The sequence below is a fragment of the Variovorax sp. ISS6 genome (genome assembly GCF_056523145.1).
The window spans coordinates 1,046,133-1,071,434 of record NZ_JAWRZC010000001.1 but is presented as its reverse complement, the minus strand read 5'-3'; the positions used below and the strand labels follow the sequence as shown (position 1 = coordinate 1,071,434).

Here is a 25,302-nt window from a genome sequence, read left to right as displayed (position 1 = left end):
TGTGGTGTGTCGATGCGCGGCGGGGGCCGCGCATCGCCGGGCTTCTCAGGCGCCCTGGATGTCGGCCGACTGGATGCGCTTCACGCCCTTGGCGCTCATCTGCTTCCAGGCCGCGGCCAGCGAGCCGTTGAGGTCGATGGCGCGCGTGGCGTCCTCGATCACGTAGGCATCGAAGCCGGCCTTGCGTGCATCGAGCGCGGTCCAGGCGACGCAGAAGTCGGTCGCCAGCCCGGTCACGAACACGGTCTTGATGCCGCGCGCCTTGAGGTAGCCGGCGAGGCCGGTCGAGGTCTTGCGGTCGGCCTCCTCGAAGGCCGAGTAGCTGTCGACGTCGGCATGGAAGCCCTTGCGGATGATCAGCTGCGCGGTCGGCAGCTTGAGGTCCTTGTGCAGCGCCGCGTCGTCCGTGCCCTGCACGCAGTGGTCGGGCCACAGCACCTGGTTGCCGTAGTTCAGCTTGATGCTGCTGAAGGGCTTCTGGCCCGCGTGCGCGCTCGCGAACGAGGCATGGCCCTGGGTGTGCCAGTCCTGCGTGACCACGATGTTCTGAAACGAGGCCGCCAGCTGGTTGATGACCGGCACCACGTCGGCGCCGCCCTTGACCGGCAGCGTGCCGCCGTCGACGAAGCAGTTCTGCACGTCGACCACGATCAGCACGGCCTTGTCGCCGGGCTTGATCTTCGCGCCGGCGGCGAAGAGCGCGCCCGAGGCGCCGAGCAGGCCGAGGGCGGCCGTGGATTGGAGGAAGCGTCTGCGGTGCGTGTCGTTCATGGTCTGTGCTCCGTGCTTGCGTTGATGGAAACGAAACCCTGCAAGGAATGCGCCCGACGGCGCATCCGACTCATACAACTGACAACTAGACGCTCAGGTACGCGCGCCGCACTTCCTCGTTGGCCGCGAGCTCGGCCATGGTGGCGTGGTAGCGGATCTGGCCCTTCTCGAGCACGTAGGCACGGTCGGAGACCAGCTCCGCGAAGTGCATGTTCTGCTCCGACAGCAGGATGCTCACGCCCTGCGCCTTGAGCTCGAGGATCATGTTCGCCATCTGCTCGACGATGACCGGCGCCACGCCTTCGGACGGTTCGTCGAGCAGCACCAGGTAGGGGTTGCCCATCAGCGTGCGCGCCACGGTCAGCATCTGCTGCTCGCCGCCGCTCATGCGCCCGCCGGGACGGTTGGGCATCTCGCCGAGGTTGGGGAACAGCTTGAACAGCCGCTCGGGCGTCCACAGCGGCGCGTCGCTGCCGTCGGCCCAGCGGCGCGCGGCCTGCTTGCCGACCTCGAGGTTCTCCATCACCGTGAGGTCGGTGAACACGCGCCGGTCCTCGGGCACGAAGCCCAGGCCCAGGCGTGCCGCGTGGTGCGGCTCGCTCTTCGAGATGTCGTGGCCCAGGAAGCGCACCGCGCCGCGGCGCTTGCCGAGCATGCCGATCAGCGCCTTGAGCGTGGTCGACTTGCCGGCGCCGTTGCGGCCCATGAGCGCGACCACCTCGCCGCGCCGCACCTCGAGGTCGACGTCGTAGAGGATCTGGGCCGCGCCGTACCAGGCGCACAGGGCCTTGGCCTGGAGCAGGGGTTCGGAGGCGTTCGTCGTGTTCATGCCGCTGCTTTCTCGAAGGTCTTGCCGCTGCCGAAGTACACCTCCTGCACCTTGGGGTGGTCGCGGATCTCGAGCGGCTTGCCCTGCGCGATGAGGCGGCCGCGCGCCAGCACGATCATGCGGTCGGCATAGGCGAACACCACGTCCATGCTGTGCTCGGTGAACAGCACGGCCATACCGCGGTCGATGACCAGCTGCTTGGTCAGCGCCATCAGCGAGTTGCGTTCCTTCGGCGCCATGCCGGCGGTGGGCTCGTCCATCAGCAGCAGCTTGGGACTGTTGGCCATCGCGATCGCGAGCTCGACGCGCTTGACGTCGCCGTAGGCCAGCACGCTGCAGGGCCGGTCGGCCTGCGACTTCATGCCGACCTGGTCGAGCAGCGCCAGCGCCTCGTCGCGCTGGTGCTCGGCGGCGCGGCGCCACATCGAGAACAGCTTGCGGTCGTGCGAGAGCAGCGCCATCTGCACGTTCTCGACCACGGTGAGCGAGGCGAAGGTCTCGGCGATCTGGAAGGTGCGGCCCACGCCCATGCGCCAGAATCTCGCGCGGCTTGCGGCCCACGAGTTCCTGGCCGTCGAGCGTGATCGAACCCTGGTCGGCCTTGAGCTGGCCGTTGACCATGTTGAAGGTGGTGGACTTGCCGGCGCCATTGGGGCCGATCAGCGCCAGCAGCTCGCCGGGCGGCAGCTCGAAGCTGATGCCATCGACGGCCTTCACGCCCCCGAAGGACTTGCCGAGGTTGTTGACCTTGAGCAGGCTCATGCCTTCACCTCCTCGAGCTTGGCATCGGCGGCCTTCTCTTCCTTGGGCGCGCGCAGGCGCTCCACGAGCTGCTTGATCGATCCGGCGATGCCCTGCGGGAACAACAGCACCAGGATCAGGATGATGGCGCCGAGCATCGCGCGCCAGTAGTCGGTGTTGCGCGCCACGGTGTCGTGCAGCCAGGTGAATGTGACGGCGCCGACCACCGGGCCCGCGAGCGTCTGGATGCCGCCGAGCAGCACCATCACGAGGCCGTCGACCGACTTGCCGACCGACAGCGTCTCGGGCGAGATGCTGCCCTTGGAAAACGCGAACAGCGCGCCGGCCAGGCCCGCCACCGCGCCCGCGATGACGAAGGCGGCCCACTGCATGCGCTTGACGTCGATGCCGATGGCGTCGGCGCGCAGCACCGAGTCGCGGCCCGCGCGCAGCGTGTAGCCGAAGGGCGAATACAGCACGCGGCGCAGCCACCAGACGCCGGCCGACACCAGCACCAGCGTGAGCCAGTAGTAGGCGCGCTTGTCCGACAGCCAGGCCGAGGGCCAGACGCCCGTGAGGCCGTTGCTGCCGCCCGTGAAGCTGTCCCACTGGTAGGTGATGGCCCAGGTGATCTGCGCGAAGGCCAGCGTGAGCATCGCGAGGTACACGCCCGACAGCCGCACCGCGAACCAGCCGTAGACGAAGGCGCCGAGCGCGGCCACCAGCGGCGCGACCACCAGCGTGAGTTCCATCGGCAGGCCCAGCGAGCGCGCGAGCAGCGCGGCGCCGTAGGCACCGAGGCCGAAGTAGGCCGCATGGCCGAACGAGTGCATGCCGGCCGGGCCCATGATGAAGTGCAGGCTGGCGGCGAACAGGGCCGCGATCAGCAGGTCGATCATCAGCACCAGCGTGTAGGGCGAACCGGCCGTCAGCACCGGCAGCGCGGCGAGCACCAGCGCGAGCACCGAGGCGCCGGCCAGGTAGAGGTTGCCGGCGCGGCGCAGCGGTTCCTCCTGCATGCCGACGTAGCGGCTCGGTGCCTGCGCGCGGCCGAACAGGCCCCACGGGCGCCACACCAGCACGGCCGCCATCACGAGGAAGTCGACCATCAGCGTGAGCTTGGAGAAGGACACGTCGATGCCGAAGATCTGCACCACGCCGAGCCAGATGCACACGGCCTTGATCTCGGCGATCAAGAGCGCGGCCACGTAGGCGCCGGGCAGCGAGCCCATGCCGCCGACCACCACCACCACGAAGGCGGCGCCGATGGTGTTGAGGTCCATCTCGAGCGTGGCGGGCTCGCGCGGCAGCTGCAGCGCGCCGCCCAGTCCCGCGAGCAGCGCGCCGAGCGCGAACACCGCGGTGAAGAGCCACGCCTGGTTGACGCCCAGCGCGCTGACCATCTCGCGGTCCTGCGTGGCGGCGCGCACCAGCGTGCCGAAGCGCGTGCGCGTGAGCAGCAGCCAGACCAGGCCCAGCACCACCGGGCCGACCACGATCAGGAACAGGTCGTACGAGGGGAACTGGCGCCCGAGGATCTCGACCGAGCCCTTGAGCCCGGGCGCGCGCGGGCCCAGCAGCTCGTCGGGGCCCCAGAGCCACAGCACCGCGTCCTTGATGACCAGCACCAGCGCGAAGGTGGCGAGCAGCTGGAACAGCTCGGGCGCCTTGTAGATGCGGCGCAGCAGCAGCACCTCGATCAGCGCGCCGAGCACGCCGACCGCGACCGCCGCGATCAGCAGCGCGGGCCAGAAGCCCAGGCTCGCGCCGAGCTTGTCGACCAGCGTGTACGCGAGGTAGATGCCGACCATGAAGAAGGATCCATGGGCGAAATTGACGATGCGCGTCACGCCGAAGATCAACGAGAGGCCGGCCGCCACGAAGAACAGCGACGAGGCGCCGGCCAACCCGTTGAGCAACTGAACAACGAAGCCTGAAAAGCTCATTCAAGGATCCCGAGGAACTGGAAACTCCCGCCCCCGCCAGGCGCCCGAGGCGCATGGCTGACGCGGTGGTGGTGCCACCTGCTGCCCATGCCGTGCACGCGCGGACCGTTCGGGCGATGCCCGCGGTCCGCGCGCAGCGGCATCAGTCGGCGGGGCGCATCTTCTTGACTTCGTCGTCGCTCGGCTGGAACTTGGCGCCGTCGAGGTAGACGTAATCGACCATCACGCCCTTGCCGCCGTCGTTCTTCGTCTTGCCCACGTAGGCGCCCATGGTCGACTGGTTGTCCTGCGCGCGGTAGCTGATCTTGCCGAAGGGGCTGTCGAGCTGCAGGCCCTTGAAGGCCGCGACCAGCTTCTCGGTGTCGGTGCCGCCGGCCTTCTGGATGCCCGCCGCGATCGAGTGGATGGCGCTGTAGCCGACCACCGAGCCCAGGCGCGGGTAGTCCTTGAACTTGGCCTGGTAGGCATCGAGGAAGGCCTTGTGCTCGGGCGTCTTGATGCCGCTCCACGGATAGCCGGTCACGATCCAGCCGTTGGGCGCCTCGTCCTTCAGCGGATCGAGGTACTCGGGTTCGCCGGTCAGCACGCTGACCACTTCGCGGTCCTTGAACAGGCCGCGGGTGTTGCCCTCGCGCACGAACTTCGAGAGGTCGGCGCCGAACAGCACGTTGAAGATCGCGTCGGGCTTGGCATCGGCGAGCGCCTGCACCACGCTGCCCGAATCGACCTTGCCCAGCGGCGGCGCCTGCTCGGCGACGAATTCCACGTCGGGCTGCGCGGCCTTGAGCAGGGTCTTGAAGGTCGCGACCGAGGACTGGCCGTACTCGTAGTTGGGGTAGACGATGGCCCAGCGCTTCTTCTTGAGCTTGGCGGCCTCGGGCACCAGCATCGCGACCTGCATGTAGGTCGAGGGACGCAGGCGGTAGGTGTAGCGGTTGCCGTTGCTCCAGACGATCTTGTCGGTCAGCGGCTCGGCGGCCAGGTAGAAGAACTTCTTCTGCTTCGCGAAGTCGGTCAGCGCCAGGCCGGTGTTCGAGAGGAAGGCACCCGCGAGCACGTCGACCTTCTCGCGCGAGATCAGCTCCTCGGCCACGCGCACGGCGTCGCCGGGGTTCGCGTTGTCGTCGCGGCTGATCAGTTCGATCTTCCGGCCGTTGACCCCGCCCTTGGCGTTGATCTCGTCGACCGCGAGTTCCATGCCCTTCTTGTAGGGCTCGAGGAAGGCCGGCTGCGCCTTGTAGCTGTTGATCTCGCCGATCTTGATCACGCCCTGGGCGTGCGCGGGAACGAGGGCGCAGGTCAGGGTCAGGACGGAAGCCGCGCTGAAAACATGGCGCAAGGGGATCATCGGGAAGCTCCTGGTGGGGTTCGAGAAAAGCGGGAAAGGAACGGGGGAAAATCGGTGGAAAGGTGGAGTGTCGCCTCAGCGCAGGCCGTCTTCGCCCTTGATCTCGCCGGCCTGCAGGCCGCCGATGCGCGGCAGTGGGCGGCCACTGTCGGTGACCGCCACGGCCACCACGATCTCGCCGGCGCGCGGGGCGTCGGAGACGCGGGCCTCGATGGCGTCGAAATGGCTGCGCACGAAGGCCGCGTCCTTGTGGCCCAGCGGCACGTCGATGGCGGTGCCGAGGGTGCCGAGCTTCTTGGCCGAGGGCACGAGCGCCGCGCCCTTCTCGACCGCCACGCGCAGCGGCGCGCCGAGCTTGGGATGCAGGATCGCGGCCGCGTGCTCGAGCTCGCCGCCTTCGCCGACGATCGCGGCCTTGCCGTAGCTCTGCGCCTGGCCGGGCTCGATGCCCAGCGCCTTCACGGCCTTCTGGCCCAGCAGCGCGCCGAGCTCCTCGCCGATCGCGATCAGCTCGTCGAGGTTCTCGCTGTAGCGGCCCGCGTAGGGGTTGGCGATCACGGCGATGGCGACCGCGCGGCGCGTGGGCGGAGCGATGTCGCGGCCCATTTCCTTGCGGGTTTCGTCGACCTGGACGACGAGCTTGCGGATGTTGGCGGTCATGTCTGGATTTCCTTTGGCTTCTCTTCTTGTCTCTTCGTACACGGGCTCAGCGCAGGCCGTCCCACTTGGCGATGTTCTCGGCGAGCAGGCCGCCGACGCGCGCATGCACGCGGTAGCCGGTGCTCATCGCGAGGATGAACACGATCTCGTCGGCCGCGGGCGCGCCGGGCACGCGCACTTCGATCGCGTCGAACTGGCCGCGCACATAGCTGGCGTTGATGTTGGTCAGCGGCACGTCGAGCGTGGTGCCGGGCGCGCCGACCTTCTTGGTCGACGGCACGATCGACAGCGCATTGCCGGGCTGGCCGGTCTTCTTCTCGTCGACGGTGCCCTTGGCATAGGCGACGCGGTCGCCCTTCCAGCCGAGCAGCTCGCGCATCGCATAGCCGCCGGGCACGTGCCACAGCGCGCCATGCTCGAGCTCGCCCGCGGCGCCGACGATGGCGCCCTTGCCGTAGGTGGCGAGTTGCTCGAGCGGCACGTCCATCGCGGCGTGCAGCTTGTGCGCCATCTCGAGGCCCACCGGATCGAGCAGGCTCATCATCGGCAGGATGTCGGGCTCGTAGCGGCCCGCGAAGGGATTGGTCAGCACGGCGGCGATGGCACCACGCACCAGCGGCGTCTGGGCACGCGGCCCGAACTCGTGGTGGATATGCTCGACCTGGGTGAAGACTCGGCGGATATCGATCATGAAAAAGAACCTTGCTTTTCGTTAAGCAATTACTGAACCAACTGCGCGCGGAAGCCTTGCTTCGAGGGGCTTCGAGCATAAGGGCTCGACCAGCCGCCACTGCCCCTGGCAAACGAGCAGAGCGGCCCATGCGAGCCCGCCTTTTTGCAGGACGCGGGCGCACACCGCGCCCGTATCGAGTGCGCTGCGCACCTGCGCGGGGGGCAGTGGCGGCACATCGACGGTGACCAGCGTGTCACCGAGGTCGCTGTTGTCCTTGCGCTCGCTCGCGGGCACGCGGCGGATCGCCTCGTGGTCGACGTCGACCGCGTTGGCGATCACGGTGGCGGCCGCGTCGGCCTGCGCCGCGGTGGCCGCCAGCACCGTCACGCTGTCGGCGATGCCGAGCGAGAAGCTGCGCCCGCGCCAGCCGCTGGTGGCGACGCCGCGCACCGGCTGGTCGGCGCGCAGTTCGAACTGGCCGTCGGTGTCGACGAGGCCGTTGGCATCGCGCCAGTCGAAGCGCGCGAGGTCCGCGTAGACGCCCACGCGCGCCGTCTGGCCCGGCGCCAGATGCACCGCGATGTCGCCGCCGTTGTTGACCCAGGCGCGCTCGATGCCGGGGCGCTGGTAGAAGGCGATCAGCTCCTGCGCCACCGCGCCCGCGACCGCGGCCATCGGCGTGATGAAGGTCGGCGCGAACGCCGCGCAGGCATCCCACATGCGGCGCGCCACCACGCCGCGCGGGCGCATCCTGTCGGTGACCGGCAGGCGCAGCAGCGGCAGTTCGTGCACCAGTTCGTCGAGCACGTGCGCGAAGCGCGCCCAGGCCGCATCGTGCGCGGCCGCCACCGCGTAGCGGTCGCCGTGCGCCTCGGCCACGATGTCGATCGGGCCGTGGTTGAAGTGCCAGCGGTGCTCGTCGAGTGCCGTGCGTTGGGCGGTCATGGCTGCGGATGTTTCTCCCTCCCCCGCTGGGGGAGGGTTGGGGTGGGGGCACGCGGCGCCTCCATGGGACGCGGGGCCTGCCCCCATCCCGACCTTCCCCCAGAGGGGGAAGGAGCAAGAGCCACTGCCAGCTGCGAGACAGGCATCGCTCAACCCAGCATGGGCGCGTGGCCCAGCGGCCAGGGATTGGCTTCATCGATGACGAGCCATTGGCGCGCGAGCGGCGCACCGTCTTCCTGCCAGGCACCGCGCGCGAGCGCCTGCTCGAGCGGGAAGACATGCTCCATGTGGCCGCCGAGCGCCTCGTAGTCGGTGCGCCGCATGCTGAACTCGATGGGCGCGACGATCGCGGGCGTGGGCACGGTGCCGAAGCTGTTGTCGGGCATGCGCATGACATCGGCCATCACCGTGATGCCGCCGCCCGGCCACACATAGGCCGGCGCGCCGCCGCAGGTGACGTTGACCAGCGCGCGCTTGATGGCGCGCGTGAGCAGCACCGGGTTCTCGGTGACGCCCGCGCGCAGGCTGCCGCCGGCACCGCCGAGGAACAGCACGGTGCACAGCGAGGGTTCGCAGTTCTCGCCGATGCGGTCGACGATGCGCTTGACCTCGGGCGGCATCGGCTGCTCGACGGGCTGCAACGCATCGTCCAGCACGTACCACTGCGCATGCTCGCCGGTGGTCGAGGTCATGAGCAGGCGCAGGCCGGGCTTGGCCACGCCCTCCTCCCAGCCCTCGATGATCGACAGCGGATCGGCGATGTCGGTGCCGCCCCAGCCGTTGCCCGGGTTCGCGACCTGGAAGTAGCGCCCCGGCGTCGACTTGCGGCCCAGCATCTGGATGCCCGAGGGCGGCATGTCGAGGCAGCGGCCGGCCTGGTGCTCGGTCAGCACGCCCGTGATGTGGTCGTCGACCACCACCACCTCGTCGGCCACGCCGGCGAACTGGCGCGCGAAGATGCCGACCGCGGCCGAGCCGCAGCCCACGCGCATGCGCTGCTCTTCCACGCCGTTGACGATCGGCGCCTTGCCGGCCTGGATCACCAGGCTGGCGCCGCCGTCGATGGTGCATTCGATGGCCTTCTTGTTGCCCAGCAGCTGCATCAGCTCGGCCGTCATGCGGCCTTCCTTCTTGCTGCCGCCCGTGAGGTGGTGCACGCCGCCCAGCGACAGCATCTGCGAGCCGTACTCGGCCGTGGTGACGTGGCCCACCACCTCGCCGCGGTAGCGCACGTTGGCCTGCTCGGCGCCGAGGAAGCGGTCGGTGTCTATCTTCACCTTGAAGCTGCAGTAGCTGAAGATGCCCTCGGTGACCACGGTGACCATGTCCACGCCCTGCGCCTTCGAGGCGACGATGAAGGGCGCGGGCTTGTAGTCGGGGTAGGTGGTGGAGGAACCGACGCCGGTGACGAAGACCTCGTCGGCATGCAGCAGGTCGCCATTCCATTCGGCCGGCGCCGTCTCGGCCGCGCTGCCGTCCGCAGCCGCCCCGGGGCGGTCGAAAGCCACCAGCGCGGGCGCATCGCTCGCGAGCTGGCGGCGCAGCAGCACCACCGGATCGACGCGCACCAGCACGCCCTCGCGGTTGGCATAGCGGTCGCAGGCGCCGGTGCGGCCGTCGGAGATCTGGCACAGCACCGGGCAGGCATTGCATTCGACCTTGGCCGCGCTCATGCGCTCGTTGCGCAGCGGCGCCTTGCCGAAACCGCCGGGGCCGGCCTCGGCGACCACCGGCACGTCCATGCCCGGCAGTCCGTCTGTCTTCGTGTGTTCCGTCATCGGGGGGCGACCTCTTGTTGGCTGCAAATCGTGGTGGCGGGGTTTGCAACAAACGTGCCGCATGTCCGCTTGTGCCGGGGCTTTCGTTTGTGTAGCATCCCCTACACTTTCATGTTGCATTCACTACATTGAAGGTCAATGTAGCAAACGGGCCCGATGCTTGCAATGGTGTTTTCTCGCGATGTTCATCGGGGTTTTTCCGACCAACGACAATGGAGGGTTCGGAGCCGGCCGGCAGCTGGCGCCCCCAGGGCGTGCATCCCGGCTCAGCCAACCCCCGTCATTCACCACTATTGAGTTCCGTATGAGTGCATTCAGCGAAGAGAAGGTCCTGAGCGTCCACCACTGGACCGACCGCCTGTTCACCTTCACCACCACGCGCGACCCGGCGCTGCGTTTCTCCAACGGCCACTTCACGATGATCGGCCTGCGCGTCAACGACAAGCCGCTGCTGCGCGCCTACAGCATCGTGAGCCCGAACTACGAGGAGCACCTCGAGTTCCTGAGCATCAAGGTGGAAGACGGCCCGCTGACCTCGCGGCTGCAGCACATCCAGGTGGGCGACACCATCATCGTGGGCCGCAAGCCCACCGGCACGCTGCTCATCGACTACACGCTGCCCGGCAAGCGCCTCTACCTGTTCGGCACCGGCACCGGCCTGGCACCGTTCATGAGCGTGATCCGCGACCCCGAGACCTACGAGAAGTTCGATCAGGTCATCCTGGTGCACGGCGTGCGGCAGGTCGACGAGCTGGCCTACCACGACCTCGTGACCGACCACCTGCCCAAGCACGAGTTCCTCGGCGAGATGGTCGCCAAGCAGCTGCTGTACTACCCCACGGTCACGCGCGAGGAGTTCCGCAACCAGGGCCGCATCACCGACCTGATCGCGAGCAACAAGCTCACCGACGACCTCGGCCTGCCGCCGATCAACGCCGCGGAAGACCGCGTGATGCTGTGCGGCAGCCCGGGCCTGCTGGTCGACCTCAAGCACATCCTCGAGGCGCGCGGCTTCAAGGAAGGCAACACCTCGACGCCGGGCGACTTCGTCGTCGAGCGCGCCTTCGCCGAGAAGTAAGCAGGACGCCGCGCGATCGATGGCCGACAGCCGCTCCATCACCAAGCCCAAGCCCCAGCGCCGCACCGGCGTGCGCGAGGCCGCGGCCCAGGCCACGCGCGACAGCATCCTCAAGTCGGCGACCAAGGTGTTCGCCAAGTACGGCTACGACGGCGGCAGCGTGGAGAAGATCTCCAAGGCCGCCAAGTCGTACGACCGGATGATCTACTACTACTTCGGCAGCAAGGAAGGCCTGTTCATCGCGGTGCTCGAAGGCATCTACCAGCGCATGGACGACGCCGAGGCAGCGATCGCGCTCGACGCATCGCGCCCGGTGGAGGCGCTCACCGAGGTGATCCGCTTCGTGCTCGGCTACTACCGCAAGAACCCCGAGTTCGTGACGCTGCTCAACACCGAGAACCTGCACAAGGGCCGGCACATCTCCAAGTCGCTGCGCGCGCGCGAGTATTCGTCGCGGGCGGTGGCGATCATCTCGGAGATCCTCGCAAGCGGCGCGGCCCAGGGGCTGTTCCGCAAGGACCTCGTGGCGCGCGACATCTACCTGCTGATCGCGTCCACCGGCTATTTCTACACCTCCAACCGCCACACGCTCACAGCCTTCCTCGGCGAGCCGCTGGAGTCGCCGGACGCGATCAGGCACTGGGAAGACTTCGTGATCGAGACCGTGCTGCGCACCGTGCGCGCGGACGATCTGCAGGACAACAACACTCCCCCCCACGACGAGGACAACACGAAATGGCAGAAATCGCGAGCAGCGGAAAGTCGGGCAAGGTCGTCATCCAGAACATAGGGCTGCTGCTCTCGGGCGACATCGACAAGCCCATCCTCGACGCCGACACCATCGTGGTGAACGATGGCCTGATCGTCGCCATCGGCAAGCAGAAGGACTGCGACCTCGAGGGCGCGAAGACCGTCATCGACGCGCGCCGGACCTGCGTCGCGCCCGGCCTGATCGACAGCCACGTGCACCCGGTGTTCGGCGACTGGACGCCGCGCCAGGGCCAGCTCGGCTGGATCGACTCCACCATGCACGGCGGCGTGACCACCATGATCTCGGCCGGCGAGGTGCACCTGCCCGGCCGCCCCAAGGACATCGTGGGCCTGAAGGCCCTGGCCATCACGGCGCAGCGCGCCTTCGACAACTTCCGCCCCGGCGGCGTGAAGGTGCTGGCCGGCGCGCCGGTGATCGAGAAGGGCATGGTCGAGAGCGACTTCAAGGAACTCGCCGAGGCCGGCGTCGGCCTGCTCGGCGAGGTCGGCCTGGGCTCGGTGAAGGCCGGCTACGAGGCCAAGGAGATGGTGGCCTGGGCGCGCAAGTACGGCATCCAGAGCACGATCCACACGGGCGGCCCCTCGATTCCGGGCTCGGGCCTGATCGACAAGGACGTGGTGCTCGAGGCCGACGCCGACGTCATCGGCCACATCAACGGCGGCCACACCTCGCTGCCCGAGGCCCATGTGTGCGAGCTCTGCGAGAAGAGCTCGCGCGCGATCGAGATCGTGCACAACGGCAACGAGAAAGTGGCGATCGCCGCCGCCAGGGCCGCGCTCGAGCTCAAGTGCCCGCACCGCGTGATCCTCGGCACCGACGGTCCCGCGGGCTCGGGCGTGCAGCCGCTGGGCATCCTGCGCATGGTCGCGATGCTGTCGTCGATCGCGAACATCCCGGCCGAGCTGGTGTTCTGCTTCGCGACCGGCAACACCGCGAAGATCCGCAAGCTCAACTGCGGCCTGATCGAGGTCGGCCGCGACGCCGATTTCGTGTTCATGGACCGCGCCCAGCATTCGCCCGCGCCGGGCCTGCTCGAGAGCGTGCAGCTCGGCGACATCCCGGGCGTGGGCATGGTGATGATCGACGGCATCGTGCGCTGCGGCCGCAGCCGCAACACGCCGCCGGCGACCGAGATTCCGGTGGTGGTGTCGGGCGCGCACTGAGGCGCGCCGATCTTCAAGGCTCGCGCCGCGCCTTGAAGATCAGGTAGCGCGCGGCGAGGAAGTTCACCCCCATGCCCGCGCCGCTGCCCGCGGCCACGCCGAGCATCGGCGCCCAGCGGCCGCTCGCCGAATGCAGCACCAGCACGTAGGCGCCGTAGTTCACGACGGCGCCGCCGAGCATGGTCGCGAGATAGCCCAGGTATTCGCGCCACAGCGCGGTGTCCGAATGGCGGTCGCCGAAGGCGAGGCTGCGGTTCATCGCCCAGGTGGTGGTGGCCGCCGCGAGGAAGGACAGCACGCGCGCGCCGTACCAGCCCAGGAGCGGCGCGGCGAGGTACAGCACCGCCACGTCGACGCCGAAGCCCACGACGCCGGCCACGGCGAACAGCAGGAACTGGCGCCCGGCCTGCCCCATCTCAACCGCGCGTGCCGTCATGCCACGGCGGCGAACCCGCCGCGGGCGTGGCAAGGTAGCGCAGCCGCTTGGCCTCCTGGCGCCCGATGGTCACGGTGTGCAGCACCGCGCCGCAGACCATCGCGAGCATCGCGCCGAGCATCAGCCCGGTGGCCAGCACCGCGGTGGGCAGGCGCGGCACCAGGCCGGTCTCCCAGAAGGTCACGACGAGCGGGATCGCCAGGCCCAGCGACAGCAGCGCGAGCAGGCCCGCGAGGATCATGAAGAACATCAGCGGCCGCTCGCTCACGAAGAGCTTGGAGATGGTGCCGAGGATGCGCCAGCCGTCGCGGTAGGTCGACAGCTTGCTCACCGAGCCCTCGGGCCGCGAACGGTAGATCGAGGGCACCTCGGCATAGGGCATGCGCAGCTCGAGCGCGTGCACGGTGAGTTCGGTCTCGATCTCGAAGCCCTTGGCCAGCGCGGGGAAGGACTTCACGTAGCGGCGCGAGAACACGCGAAAGCCCGACAGCATGTCGGTGAAGCTGCCGCCGAACAGGCCCGCGACCGCGCCGGTCAGCATCTGGTTGCCCAGGCGATGGCCGCGGCGGTAGGTCTGGGCATCGGTCTGGTCGTCGACGCGCGCGCCCACCACCATGTCGAGCTTCTGCTCGACCAGCATGCGGATCATTTCGCGCACCGTCGAGAGATCGTAGGTCGCATCGCCGTCGACCATGATGTAGATGTCGGCCTCGACGTCGGCGAACATGCGCCGCACCACGTTGCCCTTGCCGCGCAGCGGCACGTGCACCACCTGCGCACCGTGGGCGCGCGCGACCTCGGCCGTGCCGTCGGTGGAGTTGTTGTCGAAGATGTGGATCTGCGCCTCGGGCAGGTCGGCGCGGAAGTCCGCCACCACCTTGGGAATGGCCAGCGCCTCGTTGTAGCAAGGGATGATCGCGGCGATGCGCAGGGCCGGCGGCAGCGGCGAAAGCATGGCGGCGGCAGGGGAGGCGAGGCGGGCTTCGGTCGTCATGGTGTGGGCGCGAGTATGCGATAAGCCTTCACACCGTCCTTCTCGACGATCAGGCTGAAGTACTTGTCGAAGTCGGGCTTGGTGTGCACATAGGGCGCAAGCGCGGTCTGGATCACGATCGAGCCGAACTGCTGCGAGGCCAGCTTGCGCGCGAGCTGGTCGGCCGGCAGGTACAGGTAGTCCGAGTAGCGGAACGGCCCGAAGATGTCGCCCCACACCGGGTTGGGCGCGAAGTAGATCGAGTCGTTGAGGCCGACCTGGTAGAGCCGGCCCACGGGGTTGGCGCGCAGGTGGCTCAGCACCTCGTAGCCCGGCACGCGCTGGGCAAGGAAGGCCTCGCGCGAGGCGGGCGTGGGCGAGATCATGCGCACGTCGCGCACCGAATGCGCGAGCGCGAAGCCCGCGAGCACCACCATCAGCAGCCCGCCGAAGACGCCCGGCGTGCGGCCGCGCGCGAGCGCCGGCAGCCGGCGCCGCACGAAGGTGCCGGCCCAGCCCAGCAGCGTGTGCCAGCCCACGGCGGCCATCAGTGCGAGCAGCGGGAACGAGGCCATCATGTAGCGCGGATAGCGCGAGGTCGCGACCCAGATCGCGAGCGAGTAGAGGCAGAACACGAAGGCCGCGCGCACCGGGCCCGGGCGCCACAGCGGGCTGAACGGCACCAGCAGCAGCGGCCAGAACAGGCCGTTGGGCATGTTGGCGTGGTCGCGTACGTCGGCCAGCTGCTGCGTGTAGTCGGCCATGTTCCAGTTGGTGAAGCCGAACACGCGCGCGCCGATCGGGTTGAAGGGATCGCCGGTCTGCAGGTAGTTGCGCGCATACCAGTAGATGCACGGCACGAGGAACAGCGCGAGGGCCGCGAGCCACGGCAGCGGCCGGCGCTCGCGCCGCGCCACGAACACCGCCACCAGCGGCAGGAAGATCAGCGCCTGGTACTTGGAGCCCGCGGCCACGCCGAGGAAGAAGGCAGCCAGCAGCAGCCAGCGCGCGCGTCCGTGGCGCGCCGCGCCGGGCGCCGGTTCGAGCACGTGGCCCTCGTCCCACCACCACAGCGCGACGAAGGCCGCGAGCACGAACAGCGCCACGCCCATGTCGATGTACGAGTTGGGATAGTCGCCCAGCGCGAGCCAGATGCCGGCGCCCAGGCAGGCGATGTAGCGGTTGGCATGCAGCCGGCCGAGGCGATGGATCATCAGCACCGACAGCCAGCCCGCGAGGCCGTGGATGAAGTGGGTGAAGACGTCGTCGTAGACCGTCAGCGCGGCGGCGTAGAGCAGGTCGTAGTTGTAGGGGAACCAGGGGTAGCGCAGCCACTCGTAGACGCCCAGCGTGCCGCTTTGCGCGACCTGGCGCGCATAGGGCAGGTGGTACATCACCTCGTCGAAGGCCACCGGCGGGGCCAGCGGCGAGAACAGCGTGGGCAGGCCCACGAGCAGCAGCGCGGCGAACGCGCATTTCTCGCCGAGGGTGGCTGCCGGCTGCGCGGGCGCGAGCGCGGCGCGCGCCTTCAGCTCGCGGCGCCAGCCGGGCAGCCGCAGCAGCGCCAGCACGATGCCCGCGCCCAGCAGCGCGAGCACCGCACCCTGGCGCAGCGCGCCGGCGATCGCCAGCGCCTGGAGGGCGACGATGCACAGGCCGACGCCGAGCGTGGTCGCGATCGCGCCCTCGAGCCAGGCGTCGCGCCGCGCGGGCGCCCCGAAGCGCGCCAGCACGGTGGCACCGAAGCCCCAGGCGCCGGCCACGAAGAGGGCCAGCGCCGCGTGGTGCGCGAGGATGAAGAGCAGTGTCTGAATGGGAATCCCCCGAAAGCCTGGATCGGTTCACCGGCCCGCGGAGCGGGCGGCGTGGATGGCGGCGGCGCGGGGGAACGAAAGGGCCCGCCGCGCGCCGTCAGAGGTTGGGCGCCAGCAGCCGCTCCAGTTCGGACTCGCTCGCCTTGCGGCGCACCGCCTGGTCCTGCAGCTGGTCATGGCCGATTTTGCCTACGTTGAAGTACGTGCTGTCGGGGTGCCCGAGGTAGAACCCCGACACGCTGGCGGCCGGCATCATAGCGAGGCTTTCGGTCAGGCTCATGCCAATGTCCGTGCAGTTCAGGAGGTCGAACATCGGCTTCTTCACGCTGTGGTCGGGGCAGGCCGGATAGCCGGGCGCGGGGCGGATGCCGCGGTACTGCTCGGCGATCATCTGCTCGTTGCTCAGCGCCTCGTCGGCCGCGTAGCCCCAGAGGTCGGTGCGCACGCGGTGGTGCATGGCCTCGGCGAAGGCCTCGGCCAGCCGGTCGGCCAGCGCCTTGAGCATGATCGCGGAGTAGTCGTCGAGGTCGTCGACGAAGTACTTCTCCTTCTTCTCCACGCCCAGGCCCGCGGTCACGGCGAACATGCCCACGTAGTCCTTCAGGCCGCTCTCGCGCGGCGCGACGAAGTCGGCCAGGCAGCGGCTCGGGCGCATCGTGCCCTCGATCTCCTGCTTCTCGGTCTGCTGGCGCAGGCCGTACCAGGTGAGCGCGGCCTCGCTGCGCGACTCGTCGGTGTAGAGCACGATGTCGTCGTCGTTCTCGGTGTTGGCCGGCCAGAAGCCGACCACGCCGCTCGCGCTGAGCCAGCGGCCCTCGATCAGGCGCTTGAGCATGCGCTGGCCGTCGGCGTAGACGCGCACGGCCTCGGTGCCGACGATCTCGTCCTTGAGGATGGCCGGGAACGGGCCCGCGAGGTCCCAGGTCTGGAAGAACGGGCCCCAGTCGATGTACTTGGCGAGCTCGGTCAGGTCGAAGTTGCGGAACACGCGCCGGCCGATGAACTTGGGCACGGGCGGCACGTAGCTCGACCAGTCGACGGGCGTCTTGTTGGCGCGCGCCCTGGCCAGCGGCCACAGCGGCACCTGCTTCTTGTTGGCGTGCTGCGCGCGCACCTTCTCGTAGTCGGCGTTGATCTCGCCGATGTAGGCCGCGGCCTGGTCGCTCAGCAGCGACTGCGCCACGCTCACGCTGCGCGAGGCATCGGGCACGTAGACCACCGGGCCTTCGTAGTGCGGCGCGATCTTCACGGCCGTGTGCACGCGGCTGGTGGTGGCGCCGCCGATCAAGAGCGGGATCTTCCTGATGCGGAAGTGGTCGTCCTTCTGCATCTCGCCGGCCACGTACTGCATCTCTTCCAGGCTCGGCGTGATCAGGCCCGACAGGCCCACGATGTCCGCGCCCTCGACCTTCGCCTTGGCGAGGATCTCGTGGCACGGGACCATCACGCCCATGTTCACCACTTCGAAGTTGTTGCACTGGAGCACGACGGTGACGATGTTCTTGCCGATGTCGTGCACATCGCCCTTCACGGTGGCGATGATGATCTTGCCCTTGGTGCGCACGTCGCGGCCCGCGGCCTCGTCCTGGCGCTTCTCTTCCTCGATGTAGGGGATGAGGTGGGCCACGGCCGACTTCATCACGCGCGCCGACTTCACCACCTGCGGCAGGAACATCTTGCCCTGGCCGAACAGGTCGCCCACGATGTTCATGCCGTCCATCAGCGGCCCCTCGATCACATGCAGCGGACGGCCGCCCTTGGCGAGGATCTGCCGGTAGGCCTCCTCGGTGTCCTCCACGATGAAGTCGGTGATGCCGTGCACCATGGCGTGCGACAGCCGCTGGTTGACGTGCACCGGGCTCTCGGGCGTGCCACGCCATTCGAGCTTCTTGCTGTCGTCCTTGGCGCCGCTCTTGGCGCTCTCGGCCACCTCGACGAGGCGCTCGCCGGCATCGGGCCGGCGGTTGAGCACCACGTCCTCCACGCGCTCGCGCAGCTCGGGCTCGAGGTCGTCGTAGACGCCGACCATGCCGGCGTTGACGATGCCCATGTCCATGCCGGCCTGGATCGCGTGGTACAGGAACACGGTGTGGATCGCCTCGCGCACCGGGTCGTTGCCGCGGAAGCTGAAGCTCACGTTCGACACCCCGCCCGAGACCTTGGCGCCCGGCAGGTTCTGCTTGATCCAGCGCACGGCGTTGATGAAGTCGACCGCGTAGTTGTCGTGCTCCTCGATGCCGGTGGCGATCGCGAAGATGTTCGGGTCGAAGATGATGTCCTCGGGCGGGAAGCCCACCTCGTCGACCAGAATGCGGTAGGCGCGCTCGCAGATCTCGATCTTGCGCGCGAAGGTGTCGGCCTGGCCCTTCTCGTCGAAGGCCATCACCACGGCGGCCGCGCCGTAGCGCTTCACGAGGCGGGCCTCGTGCTTGAACTTGTCCACGCCCTCCTTCATGGAGATCGAGTTGACGATGCCCTTGCCCTGGATGCAGCGCAGGCCGGCCTCGATCACTTCCCACTTCGAGCTGTCGACCATCACCGGCACGCGCGCGATGTCGGGCTCGCTGGCGATCAGGTTGAGGAAGCGCACCATCGCGGCCTTGCTGTCGAGCATGGCCTCGTCCATGTTGATGTCGATCACCTGCGCGCCGTTCTCGACCTGCTGGCGCGCGACGGCCAGCGCATCCTCGAACTGGCCGTTGAGGATCATGCGCGCGAAGGCCTTGGAACCGGTGACGTTGGTGCGCTCGCCGATGTTGACGAACAGGGATCCCTCACCGATGGCCACCGGCTCGAGGCCGGACAGCTTCATGGGAGGAACGGAAGGCGCGGGAACATCGCTCATGGGGCTCACCTGGGCAGGGGAAGACACGTCAGGTGAGCGTCGTTGCAACCGGGCCTTCCGGGCAGGTTCTGCGAGAAGGCGCCTTCCAAGCCTGACGGCGGGTGCCGCTGCAACGCTCCTTGGAAGGGGTGGCGATTTTACCGGCTGCCGGTGGCGCGGCCGGCGCGCGGGTCTATCGCGGCGGGTTCAGGCCGCCTGCGCGACCGGCGCCGCCGAGGCCGGCAGCCCGAAGACGCGGTCGAAGGCCCAGTTGAAGACGAAGGTGTAGACCAGGAAGAAGATCACCAGCCCCAGGTCCATCACCAGCGCCTGCCACAGCGAGATGCCCAGGCCCCAGGCGAACATCGGCACCAGCAGGCCGACCAGGCCGCCCTCGAAGCCGATGGCATGGGCGATGCGGCGCTTGAGGCTGCGCCCGCGCACCGCCTGGCGCGCCTCCCAGCGCTCGAACAGGCTGTTGAAGATCAGGTTCCAGATCACCGCGATGACCGAGGCCGCCACGGCCAGCAGGCCCGAATGGCCGAGGCCGGCGCCCGTCATCAGCGCCAGCCCGGCGCTGGCGGCCACGATGGCGATCCCTTCGTAGAGGGTGATGTAGACGATGCGGCGCTGGATTCCCTGCATGACGGACTCTCTCTCGGCTTGTTGTGTGACTGCGATCCCTGGACTTTATGTGTCTCGTGCTGATATAAAAAGTCAACTTATTTCAGTTTTATTGATAGATCGATCCGAGAACAGCCATGAGCTTCTCCAGCGACAGCGTCGAGGTCTTCCTGGCCGTGATCGACCACGGCTCCTTCTCGGCCGCCGCCCGCGCCCTGCGCCGCGTGCCGTCGGCCGTCAGCATGGCCATCGCCCACCTCGAGGCCGAGCTCGACCTGCTGCTGTTCGACCGCAAGGGCCGCGAGCCCCGGCCCACGGCCGCCGCGCGCTCGCTCGAGCCGCAGGCGCGCGCGCTGGCGGCACAGCTGCGCCAGCTCGACGCGCAGGCGCTGGCACTGACCCAGGGACTGGAGGAACGGCTCACGCTGGCGATCGCGCCCGAGCTGCTGGCCGCGCCCTGGAGCGGCGCGCTGGCCGAGCTGGCGCACGAGTACCCGCTGCTGCAGGTCGAGGTGCTGGCCGCGCCGCAGGCCGACGCGCTGGCGCTGCTGCACAGCGGCCGGGCCCAGCTCGCGCTTGTGTTCGAGCGGCCCAGCCTCGACGGGCGCGAGGGTTTCCAGGAGGTGGGCAGCGACACCATGGTCGCGGTGATGGCGCCGGGCCACCCCGTGCTGGCCGCCGCGCCCGGCGGCCGCCTGCGCGAGGAGCACCTGATCGCCACCCGCCAGATCGTGGTCGCCGGCCGCGACCTCGTCGCGACCATGGACCCGCGCAGCGTGTTCGCGCGCCACCTCTGGCGCACCGACAACGCGCTGGCCGCCCTGAGCCTGATCACCGCCGGCGTCGGCTGGGGCTGGCTGCCGCGCAATTTCGTGCGGCCGCACGTGGCGGCGGGCGCGCTGGTCGAGATCCCGCTCGAGAACCTCAGCAACGGCCTGAACCTGTGGGTGGACGTGGTGTGGTCGCGCGAAAGGCCGCTGGGGCTGGGGGCGCAGCGCTTCGTGGCGCTGATTTCGCGCGAGCGGCAGGCTGCCGGGGTATCGGTGCCTATCGCGTCCTGAAACGCGCGGCTACGGGCTTGGCCTCAGGCCGCTTCTTTGTAGAACCCCGCCGCATTGTTCAGCAGCCGCCCCGCCACCGGCGACACCGCGCGCCCGATGGCCGCGATGTGGTCGGGCGTGGTGCCGCAGCAGCCGCCGACGATGTTGACCAAGCCCTCGGCCGCGAACTCGTGCAGCAGGCGCGAGGTCACGTCGGGCGTCTCGTCGAAGCCGGTGTCGCTCATCGGGTTGGGCAGGCCGGCGTTGGGATAGCAGCTGATGAAGGTGTCGTCGGCCACGCGCGCCAGCTCCTGGATGTAGGGGCGCATCAGCGCCGCGCCCAGCGCGCAGTTCAGGCCGATGGCCAGCGGCCGCGCATGGCGCACGCTGTGCCAGAAGGCGGTCACGGTCTGGCCGCTGAGGATGCGGCCCGAGGCGTCGGTCACGGTGCCGCTGATGATCAGTGGCAGGCGCTGGCCGCTGTTCTCGAAGTACTCGTCGACGGCGAACAGCGCGGCCTTGGCGTTGAGCGTGTCGAAGATGGTCTCGACCAGGATCACGTCGGCGCCGCCCTCGACCAGCGCCTCGGTCTGCTCGTAGTAGGCGGCGCGCAGGGCCTCGAAATCGACATTGCGCGCACCGGGATCGTTGACGTCGGGGCTGATGCTCGCGGTCTTGGGCGTGGGGCCGAGGGCGCCGGCCACGAAGCGCGGCTTGTCGGGCGTGGAGTACTTGTCGCAGGCGGCGCGCGCCAGCTTCGCGGACTCGAGGTTCATCTCGCGCGCCAGGTGCGCCATCTTGTAGTCCTCCTGCGCGATGGTGGTCGCGCCGAAGGTGTTGGTCTCGATCAGGTCGGCGCCGGCCGCGAGGTAGCCCTCGTGGATGTCGGAGATGACGTCGGGCCGGGTCAGCGACAGCAGCTCGTTGTTGCCCTTCACGTCGCGCTCGAAGTCCTTGAAGCGCTCGCCGCGGTACTGGGCCTCGGTGAGCTTGAAGCGCTGGATCATGGTGCCCATGGCGCCATCGAGGATGGCGATGCGGCGCCCGAGGATCTCGGGCAGTTGCTGGGCACGGGTGTAGACGATCGGCTTCATGGGTCCGGATTGTAGAAAACGCGCCCGCGCCGCACCGCCAAAGCGGTCTTCGGGTCTTCGAGTCTTCAGGTCGGCGCGTGCCGGGCCGCGCGCGCCAGGCAGCCGACCGACAGCAGCGCCAGCAGGCCGCTGGCGACGATGGCCAGGTCGTAGCTCCCGCGCAGGTCGAACAGCAGGCCGGCCGCGCTGGCGCCGATCGAAGCGGCCACGCCGACCGCGATGTAGAGCGTGCCGAGGATGGCGCCCAGCGCGCGCGTGCCGTACCAGCGCGCCGCCAGCGCCGGATAGAGCGCGATGCAGCCGCCGTTGGCCGCGCCGAACAGCAGTGCGAACAGCGCCAGCGAAGCGAAGCCGCCGGCGGCCCACCACAGCAGGTGCAGCGCGGCCAGCGCCAGCGTGAGCAGCGAGAGCAGCCGGCGCGCGCCGAGCCGGTCGCCGAGCCCGCCGAGCACCAGCCGGCCGCCGACGTTGCCCACGCCGATCAGTCCGATCAGCAAGGTGGCGTCGGCCGCGCCGATGCCCAGCCCCTGCGCCGCCGGCGCCACGTGGACCAGCGCGACGAACAGTCCGATCGAGCCCCAGCCGATGGCCGCGAAGTACCACCAGAAGCAGGCGCCGCGCACCGCCGCGCGCCAGCGCAGGCCGGTCTCGACGGGCGCACCCGCCGCAGCGGACACCCGATCGCCGTCGGGCAGCAGGCCGAGTTCCTGCGGCCGGGCCCGGATCGCCCAGGCCGCCACGCCGCCGAGCAGCAGGATGCCGAGCGCGAACAGCTGCATCGTGGCCTGCCACGACAGGTGCTGCTGCAGTGCGCCGGCCGTCACCGGGCCGACGAAGGTGCCGAGCCCGGTGCCGGCCAGCGCCAGCCCCGAGGCCCGGCTGCGCCGGCGCACGAACCAGCGCTGCACCGCGGCCACCGCCGGCACGTAGACCAGGCCGACGCCGAAGCCGACGAACAGGCCGAACAGCGCGAACAGCACCGCCAGCGACGGCGCCAGGCTGGCCAGCGCGAAGCCGGCCGCCAGCAGCACGATGCCGGTGCCGACCACCGCGCGCAGCGGAAAGCGGTCGGCCAGCGCGCCCGAGAAGGCGCCGACGATGTAGTAGAGCAGCGCGGTGGCCGAGAACAGCGAGGCGACCGGGAAGCGCCCGGCGCCGAAGCTGGCCTGGATGCCGGCGAAGAAGGCGCCGAAGGAATAGGCGGCGCCGAACACCAGCGCCAGCAGCACATGGGCCGCCGCGACGACGCCCCAGCCGCGAAAGAGCCTCATGGCGCCTTCGACATGATCGCGTCCATCGCCGCGACGAAGCGCTCGAGCTCGTGCGGCGCGCCGACCGAGACGCGGATGAAGCGCTCGAAGCCCGGCTCCTTCCACGGCTTGACGATGATGCCGCGCGCCAGCAGCGCCTCGTTGACCGGCCCGTTCGGCCGGCCCAGGTCGATGAACAGGAAGTTGGCCGCCGAGGGCGCGATGCGCAGCCCCGGCCAATCGCGCGCGCGCAACTGTGCGGCCAGCGCGTCGCGCAGCCGCACCGTCTGTTCCACGGCCGCCTGCATGCAGGCCTCGTCGCCCCAGGCCGCGAGCGCCGCAACCTGCGCCGCGAGGTTCACGTTGAAGGGCGTGCGCACGCGATCGAGCAGCTGCACCAGCGCCGCGTCGGAAGCGATGCCGTAGCCCACGCGCAGGCCCGCCAGGCCCCAGGCCTTGGAGAAAGTGCGCAGCACGATCCACGGGAAGGCCACCGCCTCGCCGCGCAGCCGCGCGAGCACGTCGGGGTAGCCGCTCGCGAGCCGCGCGTATTCGTAGTAGGCCTCGTCGACCACCAGCAGCGTGCCCGCGGGCACGGCGGCCAGCAGGCGCTCGAAGTCCCGCGTGTCGAACATGCAGCCGACCGGGTTCGAGGGATTGGCCAGCATCACCAGCTTGGGGCCGCGCGCGAGCGCCGCGCACCAGGCCTCGATGTCGAAGCCCAGCTCGGGCGTGAGCGCCAGCAGCTCGACCTGCGCGCCCATCATGCGCGGATAGATCTCGTGCAGGCCGAAGGCCGGGCGCTGCGTGAGCACGCGGTCGCCGGGGCCCAGGAAGGCCTGGCACAGCATCTGGAGGATGTCCTCCGAGCCGTTGCCGATCACCAGTTCCGACGGCCGCGCGCCGCTGCGTTCGGCGATCGCGGCGCGCAATGCGGTGCAGTGGGCATCGGGGTAGGTGCCCGCGCGCGCCGCCAGGTCGACCAGCGCGCGCGCCACCGCGGGGCTCGCGCCGTAGGGGTTCTCGTTGCTCGCGAGCCGCGCGATCTGGTCGACGCCGTAGCGCGCGCGCACGGCCTCCGAGGACAGGCCGGCGTTGTAGGCCGGCAGCGGCGCGACTTCGGGTCGCGCGAGGGCATGGATGGCGGTCGTGTTCACAGGTCGAATACCTTGCCGGGGTTGAGCAGGTGGAGGGGATCGAGCGCCTGCTTGATGGCGCGCATCGCGGCCAGTTCGTCAGGAGTGCGGCTCGCGCCCAGGTAGGGCTTCTTGTGCAGGCCGATGCCATGCTCGGCCGAGATGCTGCCGCCGCGGGCCTCGACCTGCGCGTAGACCAGGCGCTCGAAGGCCTCGGCTTCGCCGCCGATGGCCCGGCCGTCGGTGGTCACGTGCAGGTTGCTGTCGCCCACGTGGCCGAAGAACAGCGAGTGGTGCCCGGGCCAGCGCGCATCGAGCGCCGCGCGGCAGTCGTCGGCGAAGCGACCGATGCTGGCCATCGGCAGGCTCACGTCGAGGTTGATCGGCGGATGCATGTGCACCGGCAGCTCGGCCGTGGCCTCGCGGATCTTCCAGAAGGCGCGCGCCTGCGATTGCGACTGGGCGATGACGGCATCGACCGCCGCGCCCTCCTCCATCGCGCCGGCCAGCGCCGCCTCGAGCGCCTCGCGCAACGCGGCCTCGTCCTCGCCGGCCACGTCGACCAGCGCCACCAGCGGATGCGCCGCGTCGAAGGGCTCGCGCAACTGCTGCCAGCGCAGCGAGGTCTGCACGAAGTCGCGCCACATCAGCTCGAAGGCCGCCAGCGCGCCCGGAAAGCGCGCGCCGAGCCGGCGCAGCAGCACCAGCGCGGCCTCGAAGTCCGGCAGCGCGACCAGCGCCGTGGCCTTGGCGCGCGGTGCCGGATGCAGCCGCAGCAGCGCGCGCGTGATCACGCCCAGCGTGCCCTCGGCGCCGATGAAGAACTGCTTGAGGTCGTAGCCGGTGTTGTTCTTGAGCATGGGCCGCAGCATCGGCAGCACGCGGCCGTCGGCCAGCGCCACCTCCAGGCCCAGCGCCTGCTCGCGCATCATCCCGAACTGCAGCACGCCGTTGCCGCCCGCGTTGGTCGACAGCGCGCCGCCGATCTGGCACGAGCCGCGCGCGCCGAAGTCCACGCCGAACAGCAGGCCCCGCGCGGCGGCCGCCTCCTGCACCGACTGCAGGGTGGCGCCGGCCTGCACGGTCAACGTGCCGGCGGCGGCATCGAGCGACTCGATGGCATTCATGCGTTCGAGCGAGAGCGCGATCGCATCCGCGCGCGGCACCGCCGCACCGGCCAGCCCCGTGAGCCCGCCCTGCGGCACCACGGGCACGCGGTGCTCGCTGCAGAGGCGCAGCACGGCCGACACCTCGCGCGTGTCGCGCGGGCGCACCAGCGCCAGCGGCAGCACCGGCGCCACGCCGCTCCAGTCGCTGCGGTGGCGCTCGGCGATGGCCTCGCCGCGCAGCACCTGGCCGGCGCCCAGCGCCTCGACGAGCGCGGCGAGAAAGGCCTCCTGGCTCATG

At 69.6% G+C, this 25,302-nt stretch carries 21 protein-coding genes, 1 pseudogene and 1 riboswitch; of the genes and pseudogenes, 4 read left to right on the top strand and 18 right to left on the bottom strand.

Annotated features, from left to right (window positions below; all coding sequences use genetic code 11):
- Nucleotides 1-45: 45 nt before the first annotated feature.
- The 9 genes and pseudogenes from pncA to AC1HIL_RS04905 all read right to left on the bottom strand — a co-directional run bounded on the left by pncA (nucleotide 46) and on the right by AC1HIL_RS04905 (nucleotide 9,691).
- Nucleotides 46-771 (bottom strand): bifunctional nicotinamidase/pyrazinamidase, encoded by a 726-nt coding sequence (pncA, locus tag AC1HIL_RS04945; RefSeq protein WP_413761842.1) that lies wholly within the window; start codon nucleotides 769-771, stop codon nucleotides 46-48.
- An 85-nt stretch (nucleotides 772-856) separates the two neighbouring features.
- Nucleotides 857-1,600 (bottom strand): ABC transporter ATP-binding protein, encoded by a 744-nt coding sequence (locus AC1HIL_RS04940; protein WP_479671281.1) that lies wholly within the window; start codon nucleotides 1,598-1,600, stop codon nucleotides 857-859.
- Nucleotides 1,597-2,362, bottom strand: a pseudogene (locus tag AC1HIL_RS04935) (ABC transporter ATP-binding protein). Before AC1HIL_RS04935 ends, AC1HIL_RS04940 begins: the two are co-directional and overlap by 4 nt.
- Nucleotides 2,359-4,287 carry an ABC transporter permease gene (locus tag AC1HIL_RS04930; protein ID WP_479671280.1) on the bottom strand — a complete coding sequence of 643 codons (1,929 nt, stop codon included), beginning with the start codon at nucleotides 4,285-4,287 and terminating at the stop codon, nucleotides 2,359-2,361. Before AC1HIL_RS04930 ends, AC1HIL_RS04935 begins: the two are co-directional and overlap by 4 nt.
- A 142-nt stretch (nucleotides 4,288-4,429) precedes the next feature.
- The gene (locus tag AC1HIL_RS04925; protein ID WP_057593418.1) at nucleotides 4,430-5,635 is read right to left on the bottom strand and encodes an ABC transporter substrate-binding protein; all 1,206 of its coding nucleotides are present in this window, start codon (nucleotides 5,633-5,635) and stop codon (nucleotides 4,430-4,432) included.
- A 75-nt stretch (nucleotides 5,636-5,710) separates the two neighbouring features.
- Entirely contained in the window at nucleotides 5,711-6,295 is a 585-nt protein-coding gene (locus AC1HIL_RS04920; protein ID WP_057593419.1) for an amino acid synthesis family protein, read from the bottom strand.
- Between the two features lie 46 nt (nucleotides 6,296-6,341).
- Nucleotides 6,342-6,986, bottom strand: a complete 645-nt coding sequence (locus tag AC1HIL_RS04915) for an amino acid synthesis family protein (RefSeq protein WP_057593420.1) — start codon at nucleotides 6,984-6,986, stop codon at nucleotides 6,342-6,344.
- Between the two features lie 21 nt (nucleotides 6,987-7,007).
- Nucleotides 7,008-7,913, bottom strand: coding sequence for a UPF0280 family protein (locus AC1HIL_RS04910; protein WP_479671279.1), 906 nt, complete (start codon nucleotides 7,911-7,913; stop codon nucleotides 7,008-7,010).
- A gap of 149 nt (nucleotides 7,914-8,062) precedes the next feature.
- Nucleotides 8,063-9,691, bottom strand: coding sequence for a 6-hydroxynicotinate reductase (locus AC1HIL_RS04905; protein ID WP_479671278.1), 1,629 nt, complete (start codon nucleotides 9,689-9,691; stop codon nucleotides 8,063-8,065).
- Nucleotides 9,692-9,995: 304 nt separating this feature from the next.
- On the opposite strand from AC1HIL_RS04905, the gene AC1HIL_RS04900 reads away from it, so the two are divergent.
- Genes AC1HIL_RS04900 through AC1HIL_RS04890 form a run of 3 tightly spaced genes read left to right on the top strand, consistent with a single transcriptional unit; the run spans nucleotide 9,996 to nucleotide 12,704 of the window.
- Nucleotides 9,996-10,769 (top strand): ferredoxin--NADP reductase, encoded by a 774-nt coding sequence (locus AC1HIL_RS04900; protein WP_057593423.1) that lies wholly within the window; start codon nucleotides 9,996-9,998, stop codon nucleotides 10,767-10,769.
- A 19-nt stretch (nucleotides 10,770-10,788) separates the two neighbouring features.
- Nucleotides 10,789-11,559: a TetR/AcrR family transcriptional regulator gene (locus tag AC1HIL_RS04895; RefSeq protein ID WP_057593424.1), complete on the top strand. Its 771-nt coding sequence runs from the start codon at nucleotides 10,789-10,791 to the stop codon at nucleotides 11,557-11,559.
- Nucleotides 11,505-12,704 (top strand): amidohydrolase family protein, encoded by a 1,200-nt coding sequence (locus AC1HIL_RS04890; protein ID WP_479671277.1) that lies wholly within the window; start codon nucleotides 11,505-11,507, stop codon nucleotides 12,702-12,704. Before AC1HIL_RS04895 ends, AC1HIL_RS04890 begins: the two co-directional genes overlap by 55 nt.
- A gap of 13 nt (nucleotides 12,705-12,717) precedes the next feature.
- Here AC1HIL_RS04890 and AC1HIL_RS04885 read toward each other — a convergent pair whose 3' ends face one another.
- The 5 genes from AC1HIL_RS04885 to AC1HIL_RS04865 form a co-directional block, all read right to left on the bottom strand.
- Nucleotides 12,718-13,140 carry a GtrA family protein gene (locus AC1HIL_RS04885; protein ID WP_296742061.1) on the bottom strand — a complete coding sequence of 141 codons (423 nt, stop codon included), beginning with the start codon at nucleotides 13,138-13,140 and terminating at the stop codon, nucleotides 12,718-12,720.
- Nucleotides 13,121-14,095 (bottom strand): glycosyltransferase family 2 protein, encoded by a 975-nt coding sequence (locus AC1HIL_RS04880; protein ID WP_057593447.1) that lies wholly within the window; start codon nucleotides 14,093-14,095, stop codon nucleotides 13,121-13,123. Before AC1HIL_RS04880 ends, AC1HIL_RS04885 begins: the two co-directional genes overlap by 20 nt.
- A 35-nt stretch (nucleotides 14,096-14,130) precedes the next feature.
- Nucleotides 14,131-15,876 carry an ArnT family glycosyltransferase gene (locus tag AC1HIL_RS04875; RefSeq protein WP_479671276.1) on the bottom strand — a complete coding sequence of 582 codons (1,746 nt, stop codon included), beginning with the start codon at nucleotides 15,874-15,876 and terminating at the stop codon, nucleotides 14,131-14,133.
- Nucleotides 15,877-16,024: 148 nt separating this feature from the next.
- Nucleotides 16,025-18,739 carry a methionine synthase gene (gene metH, locus AC1HIL_RS04870; RefSeq protein ID WP_479672470.1) on the bottom strand — a complete coding sequence of 905 codons (2,715 nt, stop codon included), beginning with the start codon at nucleotides 18,737-18,739 and terminating at the stop codon, nucleotides 16,025-16,027.
- A 60-nt stretch (nucleotides 18,740-18,799) separates the two neighbouring features.
- Nucleotides 18,800-18,899, bottom strand: a riboswitch (S-adenosyl-L-homocysteine riboswitch).
- A 59-nt stretch (nucleotides 18,900-18,958) separates the two neighbouring features.
- On the bottom strand, nucleotides 18,959-19,396 hold the full coding sequence (locus tag AC1HIL_RS04865) for a PACE efflux transporter (RefSeq protein ID WP_479671275.1): 438 nt from the start codon (nucleotides 19,394-19,396) through the stop codon (nucleotides 18,959-18,961).
- Between the two features lie 116 nt (nucleotides 19,397-19,512).
- On the opposite strand from AC1HIL_RS04865, the gene AC1HIL_RS04860 reads away from it, so the two are divergent.
- On the top strand, nucleotides 19,513-20,436 hold the full coding sequence (locus tag AC1HIL_RS04860; RefSeq protein WP_479671274.1) for a LysR family transcriptional regulator: 924 nt from the start codon (nucleotides 19,513-19,515) through the stop codon (nucleotides 20,434-20,436).
- Nucleotides 20,437-20,459: 23 nt separating this feature from the next.
- On the opposite strand, the gene AC1HIL_RS04855 is transcribed toward AC1HIL_RS04860, so the two are convergent.
- The 4 genes from AC1HIL_RS04855 to AC1HIL_RS04840 form a co-directional block, all read right to left on the bottom strand.
- Nucleotides 20,460-21,509, bottom strand: a complete 1,050-nt coding sequence (locus AC1HIL_RS04855; protein WP_208510647.1) for a homocysteine S-methyltransferase family protein — start codon at nucleotides 21,507-21,509, stop codon at nucleotides 20,460-20,462.
- Nucleotides 21,510-21,574: 65 nt separating this feature from the next.
- Nucleotides 21,575-22,780: an MFS transporter gene (locus AC1HIL_RS04850; RefSeq protein WP_479671273.1), complete on the bottom strand. Its 1,206-nt coding sequence runs from the start codon at nucleotides 22,778-22,780 to the stop codon at nucleotides 21,575-21,577.
- On the bottom strand, nucleotides 22,777-23,916 hold the full coding sequence (locus tag AC1HIL_RS04845) for a histidinol-phosphate transaminase (RefSeq protein ID WP_479671272.1): 1,140 nt from the start codon (nucleotides 23,914-23,916) through the stop codon (nucleotides 22,777-22,779). The genes AC1HIL_RS04850 and AC1HIL_RS04845 overlap by 4 nt, the downstream gene beginning before the upstream one ends.
- Entirely contained in the window at nucleotides 23,913-25,301 is a 1,389-nt protein-coding gene (locus AC1HIL_RS04840; RefSeq protein ID WP_479671271.1) for an FAD-binding oxidoreductase, read from the bottom strand. Before AC1HIL_RS04840 ends, AC1HIL_RS04845 begins: the two co-directional genes overlap by 4 nt.
- Between the last annotated feature and the right edge of the window lies 1 nt (nucleotide 25,302).

Bases quoted from the DNA above. Each gene is read 5' to 3' on its own strand.
- pncA (WP_413761842.1), bottom strand. From the start codon at position 771: ATGAACGACACGCACCGCAGACGCTTCCTCCAATCCACGGCCGCCCTC.
- AC1HIL_RS04940 (WP_479671281.1), bottom strand. From the start codon at position 1,600: ATGAACACGACGAACGCCTCCGAACCCCTGCTCCAGGCCAAGGCCCTG.
- AC1HIL_RS04930 (WP_479671280.1), bottom strand. From the start codon at position 4,287: ATGAGCTTTTCAGGCTTCGTTGTTCAGTTGCTCAACGGGTTGGCCGGC.
- AC1HIL_RS04925 (WP_057593418.1), bottom strand. From the start codon at position 5,635: ATGATCCCCTTGCGCCATGTTTTCAGCGCGGCTTCCGTCCTGACCCTG.
- AC1HIL_RS04920 (WP_057593419.1), bottom strand. From the start codon at position 6,295: ATGACCGCCAACATCCGCAAGCTCGTCGTCCAGGTCGACGAAACCCGC.
- AC1HIL_RS04915 (WP_057593420.1), bottom strand. From the start codon at position 6,986: ATGATCGATATCCGCCGAGTCTTCACCCAGGTCGAGCATATCCACCAC.
- AC1HIL_RS04910 (WP_479671279.1), bottom strand. From the start codon at position 7,913: ATGACCGCCCAACGCACGGCACTCGACGAGCACCGCTGGCACTTCAAC.
- AC1HIL_RS04905 (WP_479671278.1), bottom strand. From the start codon at position 9,691: ATGACGGAACACACGAAGACAGACGGACTGCCGGGCATGGACGTGCCG.
- AC1HIL_RS04900 (WP_057593423.1), top strand. From the start codon at position 9,996: ATGAGTGCATTCAGCGAAGAGAAGGTCCTGAGCGTCCACCACTGGACC.
- AC1HIL_RS04895 (WP_057593424.1), top strand. From the start codon at position 10,789: ATGGCCGACAGCCGCTCCATCACCAAGCCCAAGCCCCAGCGCCGCACC.
- AC1HIL_RS04890 (WP_479671277.1), top strand. From the start codon at position 11,505: ATGGCAGAAATCGCGAGCAGCGGAAAGTCGGGCAAGGTCGTCATCCAG.
- AC1HIL_RS04885 (WP_296742061.1), bottom strand. From the start codon at position 13,140: ATGACGGCACGCGCGGTTGAGATGGGGCAGGCCGGGCGCCAGTTCCTG.
- AC1HIL_RS04880 (WP_057593447.1), bottom strand. From the start codon at position 14,095: ATGCTTTCGCCGCTGCCGCCGGCCCTGCGCATCGCCGCGATCATCCCT.
- metH (WP_479672470.1), bottom strand. From the start codon at position 18,739: ATGAAGCTGTCCGGCCTCGAGCCGGTGGCCATCGGTGAGGGATCCCTG.
- AC1HIL_RS04865 (WP_479671275.1), bottom strand. From the start codon at position 19,396: ATGCAGGGAATCCAGCGCCGCATCGTCTACATCACCCTCTACGAAGGG.
- AC1HIL_RS04860 (WP_479671274.1), top strand. From the start codon at position 19,513: ATGAGCTTCTCCAGCGACAGCGTCGAGGTCTTCCTGGCCGTGATCGAC.
- AC1HIL_RS04855 (WP_208510647.1), bottom strand. From the start codon at position 21,509: ATGAAGCCGATCGTCTACACCCGTGCCCAGCAACTGCCCGAGATCCTC.
- AC1HIL_RS04850 (WP_479671273.1), bottom strand. From the start codon at position 22,780: ATGAGGCTCTTTCGCGGCTGGGGCGTCGTCGCGGCGGCCCATGTGCTG.
- AC1HIL_RS04840 (WP_479671271.1), bottom strand. From the start codon at position 25,301: ATGAGCCAGGAGGCCTTTCTCGCCGCGCTCGTCGAGGCGCTGGGCGCC.